This is a genomic window from Amycolatopsis sp. cmx-8-4, assembly GCF_046548675.1.
Taxonomy (GTDB): Bacteria; Actinomycetota; Actinomycetes; order Mycobacteriales; family Pseudonocardiaceae; genus Amycolatopsis.
Genome location: NZ_JAEBDZ010000004.1, coordinates 183,728 through 196,486 on the forward strand (window position 1 = coordinate 183,728; position 12,759 = coordinate 196,486).

Annotated in this window: 14 protein-coding genes; 7 read left to right on the forward strand and 7 right to left on the reverse strand. The window is 73.0% G+C overall.

The window, feature by feature from the left end; all coding sequences use genetic code 11:
• The first annotated feature begins 1 nt into the window (after nt 1).
• On the forward strand, nt 2-1,669 hold the full coding sequence (locus ACLJQZ_RS09860; protein WP_410619716.1) for a thiamine pyrophosphate-dependent enzyme: 1,668 nt from the start codon (nt 2-4) through the stop codon (nt 1,667-1,669).
• Here the strand turns inward: ACLJQZ_RS09860 and ACLJQZ_RS09865 are convergent.
• Both ACLJQZ_RS09865 and ACLJQZ_RS09870 read right to left on the reverse strand, forming a co-directional pair.
• Nucleotides 1,666-3,051: a pyridoxal phosphate-dependent decarboxylase family protein gene (locus ACLJQZ_RS09865; RefSeq protein WP_410619717.1), complete on the reverse strand. Its 1,386-nt coding sequence runs from the start codon at nt 3,049-3,051 to the stop codon at nt 1,666-1,668. The two genes, ACLJQZ_RS09860 and ACLJQZ_RS09865, sit on opposite strands and share 4 nt — an antisense overlap.
• A gap of 370 nt (nt 3,052-3,421) precedes the next feature.
• A complete protein-coding gene (locus ACLJQZ_RS09870) occupies nt 3,422-4,324 on the reverse strand; it encodes a phosphatase PAP2 family protein (protein WP_410619718.1) in 903 nt (300 codons plus the stop codon).
• A gap of 110 nt (nt 4,325-4,434) precedes the next feature.
• Between ACLJQZ_RS09870 and ACLJQZ_RS09875 the strand changes: the two genes are divergently transcribed.
• From ACLJQZ_RS09875 to ACLJQZ_RS09885, 3 genes are all read left to right on the forward strand, one after another.
• Nucleotides 4,435-5,124, forward strand: coding sequence for a response regulator (locus ACLJQZ_RS09875; protein ID WP_410619719.1), 690 nt, complete (start codon nt 4,435-4,437; stop codon nt 5,122-5,124).
• 65 nt (nt 5,125-5,189) lie between these two features.
• Nucleotides 5,190-6,530 carry an ATP-binding protein gene (locus ACLJQZ_RS09880; protein WP_410620000.1) on the forward strand — a complete coding sequence of 447 codons (1,341 nt, stop codon included), beginning with the start codon at nt 5,190-5,192 and terminating at the stop codon, nt 6,528-6,530.
• The gene (locus ACLJQZ_RS09885; protein ID WP_410619720.1) at nt 6,527-7,015 is read left to right on the forward strand and encodes a hypothetical protein; all 489 of its coding nucleotides are present in this window, start codon (nt 6,527-6,529) and stop codon (nt 7,013-7,015) included. The genes ACLJQZ_RS09880 and ACLJQZ_RS09885 overlap by 4 nt, the downstream gene beginning before the upstream one ends.
• A 140-nt stretch (nt 7,016-7,155) precedes the next feature.
• On the opposite strand, the gene ACLJQZ_RS09890 is transcribed toward ACLJQZ_RS09885, so the two are convergent.
• Nucleotides 7,156-7,746, reverse strand: coding sequence for an NADPH-dependent FMN reductase (locus ACLJQZ_RS09890; protein WP_410619721.1), 591 nt, complete (start codon nt 7,744-7,746; stop codon nt 7,156-7,158).
• A 97-nt stretch (nt 7,747-7,843) separates the two neighbouring features.
• On the opposite strand from ACLJQZ_RS09890, the gene soxR reads away from it, so the two are divergent.
• Nucleotides 7,844-8,323, forward strand: coding sequence for a redox-sensitive transcriptional activator SoxR (gene soxR, locus ACLJQZ_RS09895; protein ID WP_410619722.1), 480 nt, complete (start codon nt 7,844-7,846; stop codon nt 8,321-8,323).
• Here the strand turns inward: soxR and ACLJQZ_RS09900 are convergent, their stop codons facing one another.
• The 3 genes from ACLJQZ_RS09900 to ACLJQZ_RS09910 form a co-directional block, all read right to left on the reverse strand.
• The gene (locus ACLJQZ_RS09900; RefSeq protein ID WP_410619723.1) at nt 8,324-8,830 is read right to left on the reverse strand and encodes a mycothiol transferase; all 507 of its coding nucleotides are present in this window, start codon (nt 8,828-8,830) and stop codon (nt 8,324-8,326) included.
• Nucleotides 8,831-8,903: 73 nt separating this feature from the next.
• Complete coding sequence (locus ACLJQZ_RS09905) at nt 8,904-9,500, reverse strand: hypothetical protein (RefSeq protein ID WP_410619724.1); 597 nt, start codon at nt 9,498-9,500, stop codon at nt 8,904-8,906.
• A 2-nt stretch (nt 9,501-9,502) separates the two neighbouring features.
• Nucleotides 9,503-10,282 (reverse strand): hypothetical protein, encoded by a 780-nt coding sequence (locus tag ACLJQZ_RS09910; protein WP_410619725.1) that lies wholly within the window; start codon nt 10,280-10,282, stop codon nt 9,503-9,505.
• A gap of 268 nt (nt 10,283-10,550) precedes the next feature.
• Here ACLJQZ_RS09910 and ACLJQZ_RS09915 point away from each other — a divergent pair, with 268 nt between their 5' ends.
• The gene (locus ACLJQZ_RS09915; RefSeq protein ID WP_410619726.1) at nt 10,551-11,291 is read left to right on the forward strand and encodes an SDR family oxidoreductase; all 741 of its coding nucleotides are present in this window, start codon (nt 10,551-10,553) and stop codon (nt 11,289-11,291) included.
• A 29-nt stretch (nt 11,292-11,320) separates the two neighbouring features.
• Entirely contained in the window at nt 11,321-12,208 is an 888-nt protein-coding gene (locus tag ACLJQZ_RS09920) for an SDR family oxidoreductase (RefSeq protein WP_410619727.1), read from the forward strand.
• Here ACLJQZ_RS09920 and ACLJQZ_RS09925 read toward each other — a convergent pair.
• Entirely contained in the window at nt 12,189-12,629 is a 441-nt protein-coding gene (locus ACLJQZ_RS09925; protein ID WP_410619728.1) for a DUF6314 family protein, read from the reverse strand. The two genes, ACLJQZ_RS09920 and ACLJQZ_RS09925, sit on opposite strands and share 20 nt — an antisense overlap.
• Between the last annotated feature and the right edge of the window lie 130 nt (nt 12,630-12,759).

Sequence of the window (12,759 nt, forward strand, 5' to 3'; positions counted from 1 at the left end):
TATGGTCCCGCCGACGGACGACGCCCAGGAGGCCGCGCCGATGCCGAAGTCCCCGCCTTCCCCCACCGCGGCCGACCTGATCGTCGGCGGGCTGCGCGCCCACGGCGTCGACACCGTGTTCGGCCTGCCCGGTGTGCAGACCTACGACCTGTTCGACAGCCTGGCCCGCACCGGCGGCATCCGGGTGATCGGCGCGCGGCACGAGCAGACCGTGGCCTACATGGCGTTCGGGTACGCGCAGGCGACGGGCCGGACCGGCGTCTACACGGTGGTGCCGGGGCCCGGCGTCCTCAACGCCTCGGCCGCCATGCTCTCGGCGCACGGGGCCAGCGCGCCGGTGCTGTGCCTGACGAGCGAGATCCCGCGCGCCTACCTCGGCCGCGGGCTCGGGCACCTTCACGAGATGCCCGACCAGCTCGCCACCCTGCGGACGATCACCAAGTGGTCGGCACTGGTCGAGCACCCGGCCGAAGTCCCGGACGCACTGGCGACGGCGTTCCGGGAGGCCGCGGGCGGGCGGCCGCGGCCGGTCTCGCTGGCCGTCCCGTGGGACGTGCTGGGCCTGCGCGCCCCCGCCGAGGTGGCCGGACCGCTGCCGCTGCCCCGCCCGGCCGTCGACCCGGACGCCGTCGCGGCGGCCGCGGAGCTCCTGGCCGGCGCGAAGCACCCGATGATCATGGTGGGCGGCGGCGCCCGGCACGCGGCCGCCGCGGTCCGGGCGCTGGCCGAGCGGCTGCAGGCGCCGGTGGTGCCGTTCCGCGGCGGCCGCGGGGTCGTCGGCGACGACCACCCGCTCGGCTTCACCTGCGTGTCCGGGTTCGAGCGGTGGCCCGAGACCGACGTCGTGATCGGCATCGGCTCGCGGATGGAGCTGTCCTGGTTCCGCTGGCCGGAGAAACCCGCGGGGCTGAAGACGATCCTGCTCGACATCGACCCGCGGCAGGCGACCCGGCTGGAGGCGGACGTCGCGATCGTCGCCGACGCGGGTGACGCCGCGGCGGCGCTGGATGCCGCCGTCGGTCCACAACGGACGGACCGGACCGGGGAGTTCACCGCGCTGAAAGCGAACGCCGCCGAGCGGTTCTCCGACGTCGGCCCGGAACTGGAGTACCTGCGCGCGATCCGGGACGTGCTGCCCCGCGACGGCTTCTTCGTCGAGGAGATCTGCCAGGTCGGGTTCGCGTCCTACTTCGGGTTCGAGGTCTACACCCCGCGCACCTTCGTCACCTGCGGCCACCAGGGCACGCTCGGCTTCGGCTACCCGACGGCGCTGGGCGTGCAGGCCGCGTTCCCCGGCCGGCCGGTGGTGTCGGTGGCCGGCGACGGCGGCTTCATGTTCGCCGCGCAGGAGCTGGCCACAGCCGTCCAATACGGGCTGAACGTGGTGGCCGTGGTGTTCGACAACGGCTACTACGGCAACGTCCACCTCGACCAGGAGCGGCTGTTCGAGGGCCGGGCCCTGGGCGGGCGGCTGCGCAACCCGGACTTCGCCCGGCTGGCCGAGACGTTCGGCGCGCTCGGCCTCATCGCCCGCACCCCGGACGACCTGCGCGGCGCCCTGGACAAGGCGTTCGCCTCGGGCCGCCCGGCGCTGGTGCACGTGCCGTGCGAGCTGGGCACCGGCGCGTCGCCGTGGAAGTACCTGATGCCGAAGTCGGACCGGAGCTAGGCGCTGCCGACCCGCTCCAGGGCGGCGAAGACCCGTTCGACGTCGGCCGCGGTCGTCCGCCAGTTGCTGAAGGCGGCCCGCAGCGCCGGGCGGCCGTCGTGGACCGTCGGGGTCAGGAACGTGGTGCCCTCCGCGGCGATCCCGTCGACGAGGGCGTCGATCCGCGCCGGGGTCACGTCCCCGGCCGCGGTGAAGCAGACGACGTTGAGCCGCACCGGCGCGAGCAGCCGCCAGTGCGGCGAGCCGTCGAGGCGCTGCCCGAGGTCCCGGGCCAGCGCGACACAGCGCTCGACGATCTCGCGATGGCCATCCCGGCCGTAGGCCACCAGCGAGAACCAGGCGGGCAGGGCGCGCAGCCGCCGGGAGTTCTCCGGCGTCAGGTGCAGGAAGTCCGGGGTCTCGCCGATCTCGCCGAGGTAGGCGGCGTTGTTGCTGAACACCCGCAGCTGCAGGTCGCGGCGGCGGGTGAACTGGACGGCCGAGTCGTAGGGCACGTTGAGCCACTTGTGCAGGTCGACGACGACGGAGTCGGCCTGGTCGAGGCCCGCGGTCAGCTCGGCGTGGCCCGGTGACAGGGCGGCGAACCCGCCGAACGCGGCGTCGACGTGCAGCCAGAAGTCGTGCCGCCGCTTGAGCTCCGCGATGGCGCGCAGGTCGTCGAAGTCGACGGTGTTCACCGTGCCCGCGTTGGCGACGACGACGGCCGGGCCGTCGAGCGCTTCGAGCATCTCGTCGAGCTTCGCGACGTCGACGGCTTCACGCCCCGGCAGCACGGGCACCTTCCGCAGCGCGGACCGGCCCATCCCGAGGAACGACAACGCTTTCGGGATGCTCGAGTGCGGCGAGCCGGACAGCACGGTGACCGGACCGAGCGCGGCGGCGCCGTCGTCGGTGACGGACACGCCGGCCCGCTCGCCGAGCCATTCACGCGCGATGGCGAGCCCGGTCACGGTGGACATCGTGGCACCGGTGACGAAGGCGCCGGAGAACTCCGCGCCGAGCCCGAACAGCTCGGCGAGCCAGCCGACGGTCTCGCGCTCCAGGTCCTGCGCCGAGGAGTCCATGCCGCTGGCGGGGTTCTGGTCGTAGGCGGAGGTGAGCCAGTCCCCGGCCAGCGACGCCGGCGTGGCCCCACCGGTCACGAACCCGAGGTAACGAGGCCCGGCACTGGCGGCGAACCCCGGTTCCCACCGCTGCGCGAACTCCGCCAACGCCTCGAGGCCCCCGACCCCCTCGACCGGCAGCGGAGCCCGGGCCATCACCCCGGGCGGCACGGCGGCGGCCCGCCCGTCCAGCCCGGCAAGCGCCTCCCCGGCCAGCTTCCTGGTGGCATCAAGAAGATGGGGCAGGGCGTTCAGGTCATGAGCCAGCCTCGGGTGCACGTCCCCGACGCTAAGCCCCGCGAGAACGCCTGTCGCGGGCCAATCCCCAGAAACTGGCCCGCCCACCCACGCGCCGTGTCGACCCTCCAATCACGCGAGTCGACCCCAGGATCACGCGAGCCGACCCTCCAATCACGCGTGATACCCCTCCAGACACGCGTGATGCCCCGCCAGACACACGTAATGCCCCGCCAATCACGCGCGACACCTCCCCGATCACGCGCGATGCCCCGCGAATCACGCGTGACGCCCGCAACCGCGGCGGCAACCCCGTCGGCAGCCGGACGAAACCGGCCGGGGTCCTTGGACGTCCGGCCCTTCCCCGTTCGACCGGACAGCCCGCCGGAGAACCCGAGCACCGGACGCCGGATCAACGGCGCCGGAGCCGCCGGATCCGGCTCTCGGCCGGGTCGAACGCGACGCGGCGCAGCGGTCCCGTCAGCAGCAGCACGACCGCCATCGCGGACAGCGCGGCCAGCACCAGCGCGGCGACGAACTGGGCCGCGCCGGACGTCGCTGTGGCGAGGACCGCGAAGCCGGCGAGCACCAGCGCCGGCGGGGCCAGCAGGCCGCAGAGCACCGGGACCAGCGGCACGCGGTCACCGTCGGGGCGGCGGGCGGACACCACCGCCGCCCCGGCGCAGGTGACCGCGGCGACCAGGAGGCAGCCGCCGACGGTGTCGCTCAACCGGTGCCAGCCCAGCGCCACGGCCGCGGCCGCGACCCAGGCGACGCCGATCCCGCCGGCCACCAGGACCTGCAGGCGGAAGCGGCGGGGCAGGACGATCGCGAGCGCCAGCAGCACGGCCATCGCCGCGCTGACGTGCCCGCTGGGGAAGCTGTTGTGGGCGGCCACGCCCAGCCGGTCGCCGGTACTGGGGCGGTCCAGGACGTACAGCTTGAGCAGCTGCGCCACCACCAGCGGGGCAGCGAGCAGGATCAGGGCCGTCACGCCGAGCGCGAACCGGCGCCGCAGCAGGGAGATCACCACGAGGAGCACCGCGACGCCGCCGAGCACGACTACCAGGTCCAGGTCCGCCAGCGGCTGGGCCCAGGTCACGGTCGCCCCCGCGGACTGGGCGCTGCGGACGACGCCGTTCTCGACGCTCCGCCCGGCCTCGGTGCGGACGAAGAGCAGGTAGGCCGCGACGAAGGCGAGGGCGAACCCGGCCGTGCCCGCGAGGAGCACCGCGGTGCGGGACGCGGCCCGGGTCACCAGGGCGTGCCGCGCGGGGCGGGTGGTGGGGGGTGCCTCGAAAAGGATCACTGCCATGTCCCCGAGTCTGGAGCCGGCATTTCGAGATCCCGTCAGAACGATGTCATGGTTTTGCTACAAGATCGCCCTGAGTCGCCACGACGTGCGGTTTTCCGAATAATGGCGCCGTGGCCGAGGTACTGGTGGTAGAGGACGACGCGGCGGTGCGGGAGGGACTGGAACTGGCCCTGCGCCGGCAGGGACACGTGGTGCACACCGCGGAGTCGGGCGAGGCCGGCATCGAGCTGCTCGTGCTCCGCAGACCCGACATCGTCGTGCTCGATCTGATGCTGCCCGGCATGGACGGCTTCGAGACCTGCCGCCGGATGCGGGCGTCGGGGCCGATCCCGATCGTGATGCTGACCGCGCGCAGCGACGACTTCGACATCGTCGCCGGGCTGGAAGCGGGCGCGGACGACTACGTGGCCAAGCCGGTCGAACCGCGGGTGCTGGACGCGCGGATCCGCGCCGTGCTGCGCCGCGCGGTCGGCGAACGGCCCAGCGGACAGCCCGCACCCGAGGAACGGCACGGCGACCTGGTGATCGACCGGGCCGGGCTCGAGGTGACGAAGCGGGGCACCCCGGTTTCGCTGACGCCGACCGAGCTCAAGCTGCTGCTGGAGCTCTCGCGCACCCCCGGGCAGGTGTACAGCCGCCGGCAGATCCTCTCGTCGGTCTGGGACCACGACTACCTCGGCGACTCCCGTCTGGTCGACGCCTGCGTGCAGCGGCTGCGCGCGAAGATCGAGGACGTGCCCGCGAGGCCGGAGTACGTGCAGACCGTCCGCGGCTTCGGCTACCGGTTCGGCCGGTCGTGACCTCGCGGATCCGGTCGTGGCTCGCCGGGCTGAGACCCCGGCTGGTCGCGGCGTTCGCGGTGATCATGATCATCGGCGCCACCGCCGCGGCGGGCGCCAGCTACGTCTCCGCCCGCAACGCCATCCTCGGCGGCTTCCAGGACCAGACGATGCTGAAGCTGCGCGACCAGATCGTCGCGTACCTGCCGACGGTGTCCCTGCCGCCGACCCAGGCGAGCCTCGACGCGTTCGGCACGGCGCTCAAGTCCAGCAACGCCGTCGTCGTCTACCACGGCCTGCGCTCGGGTTCGGGCATCAGCGTGGACAGCGTGCCCGCCGACCTGCGCCATGCCGTGTCCGTCAGCACGAACATCCAGTTCCAGCGGGTCGACACCGAGGGCTTCCCCCAGTTCTTCGTCGGGGTGCCGGTGCAGACCGGGACGAGCGGCCGGACCAGCGGCATCGAGGTCTACACGATGGTGTCGCTGGTCCAGCAGCAGGCCGCGATCGACGAGCTGTCCCGCACGGCCTGGCAGACCTCGGCGCTCGCGCTCCCGTTCGCGGTGGTGCTGGCGCTGCTGGCCGCGCGCCAGGTGCTGCGGCCCGTGCGGGCGCTGAACACCGCGGCGAGCCAGCTCGGCCGGGGCAAGCTGGACGTCCGGCTGCGGGTGAAGGGCTCCGACGAGCTGGCGCAGCTGGTCACGACGTTCAACAACACCGCGGCGGAACTGGAGCGCACGGTCGGCACGCTGCGCACGATGGAGTCCGAGGCGCGCCGGTTCGTCGCCGACGTCTCGCACGAGCTGCGCACCCCGCTGGCGGCGATGAACGCGGTCACCGACGTCCTCGACGAGGACGCCGACCAGCTGCCGCCGGACACGGCGGTCGCGGCGCGGCTGGTGTCGGCCGAGACCCGGCGGCTGACCCGGCTGGTGCAGGACCTGATCGAGATCTCCCGGTTCGACGCCGGCCGCGCGGAGCTGCGGCGGGAAGACCTGGACGTCGCCGCCGCGGTCACCGACAGCCTCGCCGCGCGGGGCTGGGAGCCCGGTGCCGACGTGGTCGCCGACCTGCCGCCCGGCATCACGGCGCGGCTCGACCGGCGACGGCTCGACATCGTCGTGGCGAACCTGGTCGGCAACGCGCTGCGGCACGGGGCGCCGCCGGTCGAGGTGTCCGTGCGGGCGGCGGGCGGCGACATCGTGCTCACCGTCACCGACCACGGGCCGGGCATCCCGGAGGCGGTGCTCCCCCGGGTGTTCGACCGCTTCACCAAGGCCGACACGGCCCGGGCCCGGTCCGAGGGCAGCGGGCTGGGACTGTCCATCGCGCGCGAGAACGCCCGCCTGCACGGCGGCGACATCGTCGCGGTCAACACCGGCACCGGCGCCCGGTTCGAGCTGCGCCTGCCCCGGGAGGCGTGGTGAAGAAGCTCTTCGTCCTGGCCGCGCTGCTCCTGGTGAGCGCGTGCGGGGTCAAGCCGACGCCGGTCGTCCCCGCCGGGCCCGCGCCGACGCTGCGGAACCCGGCGACGAACGGGCTCGGCACCGACCTGATCCTGTACTTCGTCCTCGACGGGCGGGTGACGCCGGTGACCCGGTCGACCGGTGACGCGGTCGGCGTCTCCGAAGCGTTGGCGACGTTGCTGGGCGGCCCGTCCTACGCCGAGACGGCCGACGGCTACGCGACGATGCTCCCGGCCGAAACCGGCCCGATCACGCTGAGCTCCGGCTCACCCACGACGATCACCTTTTCGTTCCCGCTGAAGCGGCTCACGCAGATCGCGGTCAACCAGCTGGTCTGCACCGCGGTCGCCGCCCTGGTCGCCGACGGCGGCTACGTGGCCGATGGCGCCATCACCCTCGCCGGCTCCGACTTCCAGTTCCCGTCGCAGACCTGCCAGGCGTTCTGAGCGACCCCGGTGCCCGCGCAGCTCAGCCGACCGTGGGCTGGAAACCGTTGTCCGGCAAGCGAAACAGCGAGGAGCGGTTCGGGTATACCGCGCTTCCGCGCGGCGGTGGCCCAGCCGGGACGAGGCGCCGGTCACCGTCGTCAGCCGGGGTAGGACCGGGCCGCGCGGGCCTCGGACAGCGAGCGCGCCCACCACCGCAGCTGGTCCAGCAGCGCCTTCGCCGCGACACCCGCGCTGTCGTCGGTCGGGACGCCGTCGGCGCCGAACCGGGTGTGCGCGCCGTGGAAGCTGACCGTCTCGCGGATGGTCACCGAGTGCAGCTCGGCGAAGACCGCGCGCAGGTGCTCGACCGCGCGCAGGCCACCGGACATGCCGCCGTAGGAGACGAACGCGACCGGCTTCGCCATCCACTCGGTGCGGTGCCAGTCGATGACGTTCTTGAGCGACGCCGGGTAGCTGTGGTTGTACTCCGGGGTGACCACGACGAACGCGTCCGCGGCCGCCAGCCGCGGCGTCACCTTGGCGGCCTCGGCGAGCACCGCGGGCGACGGCGTGCTCCCGAACGCCGGCATCGCCAGCGGCAGGTCCGGTTCGGCGAGGTCGACCACGTCGACGTCGAACCCGCCGTGCTCGCCCGCGACGGCGGCCAGCCAGTCCGCGACCACCGGGCCGAACCGTCCTTCCCGGACACTTCCCACGATCACAGCGACCCGTACCGGGACTTCGGACACGCTTCCTCCTTGACACAGCGGCGTTGTTGCCGTCCGGGTCAGGATGAGACTTCAAGCTCGCTTGAAGTCAAGCGCGTGGCTGTGGTTGGCTGGGAGCATGGTGAACGCCACAGCCCGGAGGCTGCCCGACCTCACCGTCGGCGAACTGTCGCGACGCAGCGGGGTGCCCGCCTCGGCCCTGCGCTTCTACGAGGACGAAGGGCTCATCCGCAGCCGGCGCACGGCCGGCAACCAGCGCCGGTACTGCCGCGACACGCTGCGGCGGGTGACGTTCGTCCGGATGTCGCAACGGGTCGGGATGCCGCTGTCGGCGATCCGCGAGGTGCTCGCGCTGCTGCCCGACGACCGCACCCCCACGCGCACCGACTGGGCGCGGATCTCCCGCTGCTGGCAGGAAGACCTGGACGCGCGGATCCGGCAGCTGGCCCAGCTGCGCGACCAGCTGGGCGACTGCATCGGCTGCGGCTGCATGTCGCTGTCGAAGTGCCGGCTCGCCAACCCGGGCGACCGGCTCGGCGCCGCCGGTCCGGGGCCGCAACGGCTCCCGGACCACCGCGGCGACGGCTACGAGGACTGACTAGCGGCGTTCGAGGACACCGCGGACGAACAGGGCCTGCCCGGCGTGCTGGATGTCGTCGTCGACGACGCTCACCAGCCGCACGCCGAGGGTGACCGGCGGGTCCCAGGCCTCGTCGACGACCCGGTCGAGAGCCTGGCCGTCGAGCCCCTGGACGTACTTGAGGGTCTGCTCGTGCACCGCGTCGTAGTACCCGGTGAGCAGCTCGGCCTCGACCCGGACCGCTTCGACGTCGGCCGGGCGGTGCCCGTAGCCGGTGTCGCCGGCCGGGAAGGGGAGGCCGAACCGGGTCAGCCAGTCCTGGCTCGTCCACACCTGCTCGGTCCCGGCCACGCCGGCGACGTGGTCGTCCTGGACGCGGGTCAGGTGCCAGACCAGCCAGGCGATCGAGTTGGCCTCGTCGTCAAGGCGGGCCCCGAGCTGCTCGGCGGTGAGACCTTCCACCGCCGCGTGCACGGAGCCCTGGACCCTGCTGAAGCCGTCTGTGAGCAGATCGGCCACGTTCATCGGCTTGCCCTCCCCGTTCGCGGACACCGGTGTGCCGGCGTGCGTCGATCATGCACGCCGGCACCGGTGGTGGCTAGCGGGGCAGCAGCTGGTCGAAGAACGACCGGTAGCGCCGCAGCGCGAGACGCAGGTCCTCGGTGGCCGGCTCGCCGTGCTGCCACTGGCCTTCCAGCTCGCTCTTGTGCTCGGCGAACGTCGTGGCCAGCGCGCTGATGACGCCCGCGACCAGCTCGTCGGCCTCGCGGACCGCCTTCTGCGGGTCGTCGACGAAGCCCGTCTGGACGCCCTGCCAGCGGTCGCGGAAGCCCGTGACCTTCTCCTCGTCGATCAACGGCTGCTGGTCGGCGCCGTCATCGGCCGACGGCCGCGCCGAGTCGGCGCGAGTGTCCGATGTGTCAGCAGTGGTGCCGGCAGTGGTGTCAGCGGTGTCGGTGGCCGTGTCGGCACTGGCGTCCGCCGTGGCGTCCGTGGCGGTGTCGTGCCGGCCCGTCGCCGACGCCAGGTCGGCGGTGCTCAGGGCCTGGTCGTCCCCGTGGTCTTCGGCGACCGGCTCGCGGAAGTCCGTCCCGCCGTGCTCGGCGAGCCCGCCGGCGCCGGTCTCGCGCACGTCACCCTCGCGGGCGAAGTCGTCGTCCTGTTCGGCGCTGTGCCGGGTGAGGTGGTCGGTCATGGTCAGCGTCCTCCGTTCCACTCGGTCCGCGGCTGTGCGGACGCTTCCCGCTCGGGCTGTACGCCGTCGCGGTCTCGTACCTTTTCGTTGGGGTCGTGCTCGGTGCGGTCCGGCGCACCGGCAGTGCGATCGGCCGCGACTGCGGTGCCGTCCTGGGCGGTGCGGTCGTGCTCGCGCTCGCTGTGGTCGTGACCGTTGTGGTCGTGGCCGTTGCGGCGCTCGTGGTGGTCGTCGGCCGCGGCGTCCGCGCCGTCCGAACCATCGGTCAGCAGGTCCTCGAACACGGTGCGGTAGTGCACCATCGCGTCGCGGAGGTCCTCAGTGGACGCGCCGCTGCGCTCGTGCTGCGTCGCGTGGGCGGCGCGGTAGTGCTCGAGGGTCTTGGCGTGCCGGACCGACAGGTCGGCCAGCTGCTGCTCGTAACCTTCGGTCGGGTACCCGCGGTCGGACATCAGCGAGACCAGGACGCGGTCGGCTTCGGCCACCGCGGCGGCCGGGTGGTCGACGAAGTTTTCCTGGGCCTGCGCCCATTCCCGGGTGTAGCGCTCGCGCGCCGACGCCGACAGGGGGCGGATGTCGAGCTCCTTGTGGCGGCGCTCCCGCTCGGCCAGTTCACGCTGCGCGGCCCGCGGGCTGTCCTTCTCCTCGACCGTCCGGTCGTACTCCGGACCGAACCGCTGCTGCAGGCGTTTCCGCTGCATCTCCTGCGTCACCAGCCAGATCACGGCGCCGAGCACCGCGACGGCCACGACGACGATCACGACGATCAGCCATGTGGGCATCGCACAAAACTCCTTAAAGGATGTCGAGCTCCCCGATATGCCAAGGGTTCCCGCGCCACCGGCTCCGAAACCCGTTGGCGCGCCCGGACTTCCGATTCGGCCGTCCGGCGGATGCCGGTACCGCCGGATGCCCACACCCCGGGAAGGCGCCCACGGTGTAACGACGATAACAGTTCACGACTAGCGTCGTTAACGTTCGAGTGCTATCGTCGATAACAACAAGACGGAAGCGGCGCTACCGGCGCCACCCGAGAGGAAGCAGGCACCGATGAACACCACCGAACCCCGCGTCGCGATCGTCACCGGCGGCTCCCGCGGCATCGGTCGCCAGGTCGCCGAGCGCCTGGCCGCCGACGGCATGGCCGTCGTCGTCAACTACGCGGGCAACCAGACCGAGGCCGACGCCGCCGTCGCGGCCATCACCGAGCGCGGCGGCCGGGCGATCGCGGTCAAGGCCGACGTCGCCGACCTCGACGCGGTCGCGGAACTGTTCGACACGGCGGAGCGCACTTACGGCGGCGTCGACGTCGTCGCCCACCTGGCCGGTGTGATGACCGCGCCGACGCCGATCGCGGACACCGACTTCGACGTGCTGGACCGGGTGCACCGCACCAACATCCGCGGCACGTTCGCCGTGGCCCAGCAGGCCGCGAAGCGGGTGCGCGACGGCGGCGCGGTCGTCCTGACCTCGACGTCCGTGCTCGGGCTGAACCTGCCCGGCTACGGCGTCTACAACGCCACCAAGGGCGCGGTCGAGGCGATCACCATGATCCTGGCGCGCGAGCTGCGCGGGCGCGACATCACCGTGAACACCGTCGCCCCCGGGCCGACCGCGACCGCCCTGTTCCTGGACGGCAAGGACCAGGAGACCATCGACCGGATGGCCAAGCAGCCGCCGCTCGAGCGCCTCGGGCAGCCCGGGGACATCGCCGAGGTCGTCGCGTTCCTCGCCGGGCCGGCCCGCTGGGTCAACGGCCAGGTGCTGCGCGCCAACGGCGGGATCGTCTGAGAAACCCTTACCCGGAAAGGAAAAGAGTCATGATCATCGTCGTCACCGGCGCCTCCAGCGGGATCGGCGCCCTCTCCGCCCGGGCGCTGGCCCGCGCCGGCCACACCGTCTACGCGGGCATGCGCGACACCGGCGGCCGCAACGCGCCGCAGGTCGACGCCGCCGCCGTGTTCGCCCGCGAGCACGAGGCGGACCTGCGTTCGGTCGAGCTGGACGTCTCCAGCCAGGAGTCGGCCGACGCCGCGATCGCGTCGATCGTCGCCGAGCACGGCCGGCTGGACGTCGTGGTGCACAACGCCGGGCACATGGTGCTCGGCCCGGCCGAGGCGTTCACCGCCGAGCAGCTCGCGCAGCTGTACGACACCAACGCGATCGGCACCCAGCGCGTCAACCGCGCCGCCCTCCCCCACCTGCGCGCGCAGCGCGACGGGCTGCTGGTGTGGGTGTCGAGCAGCAGCGTCCGCGGCGGCACCCCGCCCTACCTCGCGCCGTACTTCGCGGCGAAGGCGGCGATGGACAGCCTCGCCGTCTCCTACGCCGCCGAGGTGGCCCGCTTCGGCGTCGACACCGCGATCATCGTGCCCGGCGCGTTCACCTCGGGCACCAACCACTTCCCGAACTCCGGGCACCCGGCCGACACGGACGTCGCGGCCGCCTACGAAGAGCGCTACGCGGGCCTGACCGACCACGTCGCGGCGAAGCTGGCCGAGATCACCCCGGCCGGTGCCGACGTCGCGACGGTCGCCGAAGAGCTCGCGCGCGTGGTGGACCTCCCCAAGGGGCAGCGGCCGTTCCGGACGCACATCGACCCGGCCGACGACGGCGGGTGGCTGGTCGCGGAGGTCGGCGACCGGATCCGGAGCGAGTTCCTGCGCCGGATCGACCTGGCCGACCTGCTCAGCCCGGCGGCCGGCTGAACCGGGTGAGGATCACGTGGTCCTTGGCCGGCCCGCGGACCGCCCACTCCTGCCGCCAGCGGCCGGGGTCGAGCACGCGGTAGCTGCCGCGGTACAGGTCGTCGCGGCAGGGGTGGTCGGTCCGCCAGTGCCCTTCACGCAGGTCGAGCTCGTGGAAGAAGCCGCCGTGGTCGAAGTGGACGTCGGCCCGGCCGGGCGCGGTGGGCCGGTAGTGCAGCGTGCGCGTCACCGGGCCGGTGTAGCCGTTGAGCCGCATTTCGCCGGCTTCGCGGTAAACGAGCACACCGCTCTCTTCAGTGAAGGTGGCGGTACCGGTGACCTCGCCCGCCGGCTCGCCGCCGGCGGTGCGGATCTCGCGGTCGAGCCGCCACACGCCGCCGAAGTGCGCGGCCAGGTCGGTCACCGGGAAGTACTCGTCCATCGGCGCCAGTGTGTCACCCGGCCGTGACGGGGAGAGTTCAGGTTTCGGATCACGCGGCTTCCGCGGGGGACAGCCCGCCCGACCGCCTGTTCCGGCACGCCGGAGAGGGCGCACGGAAGTTGTCGTACCC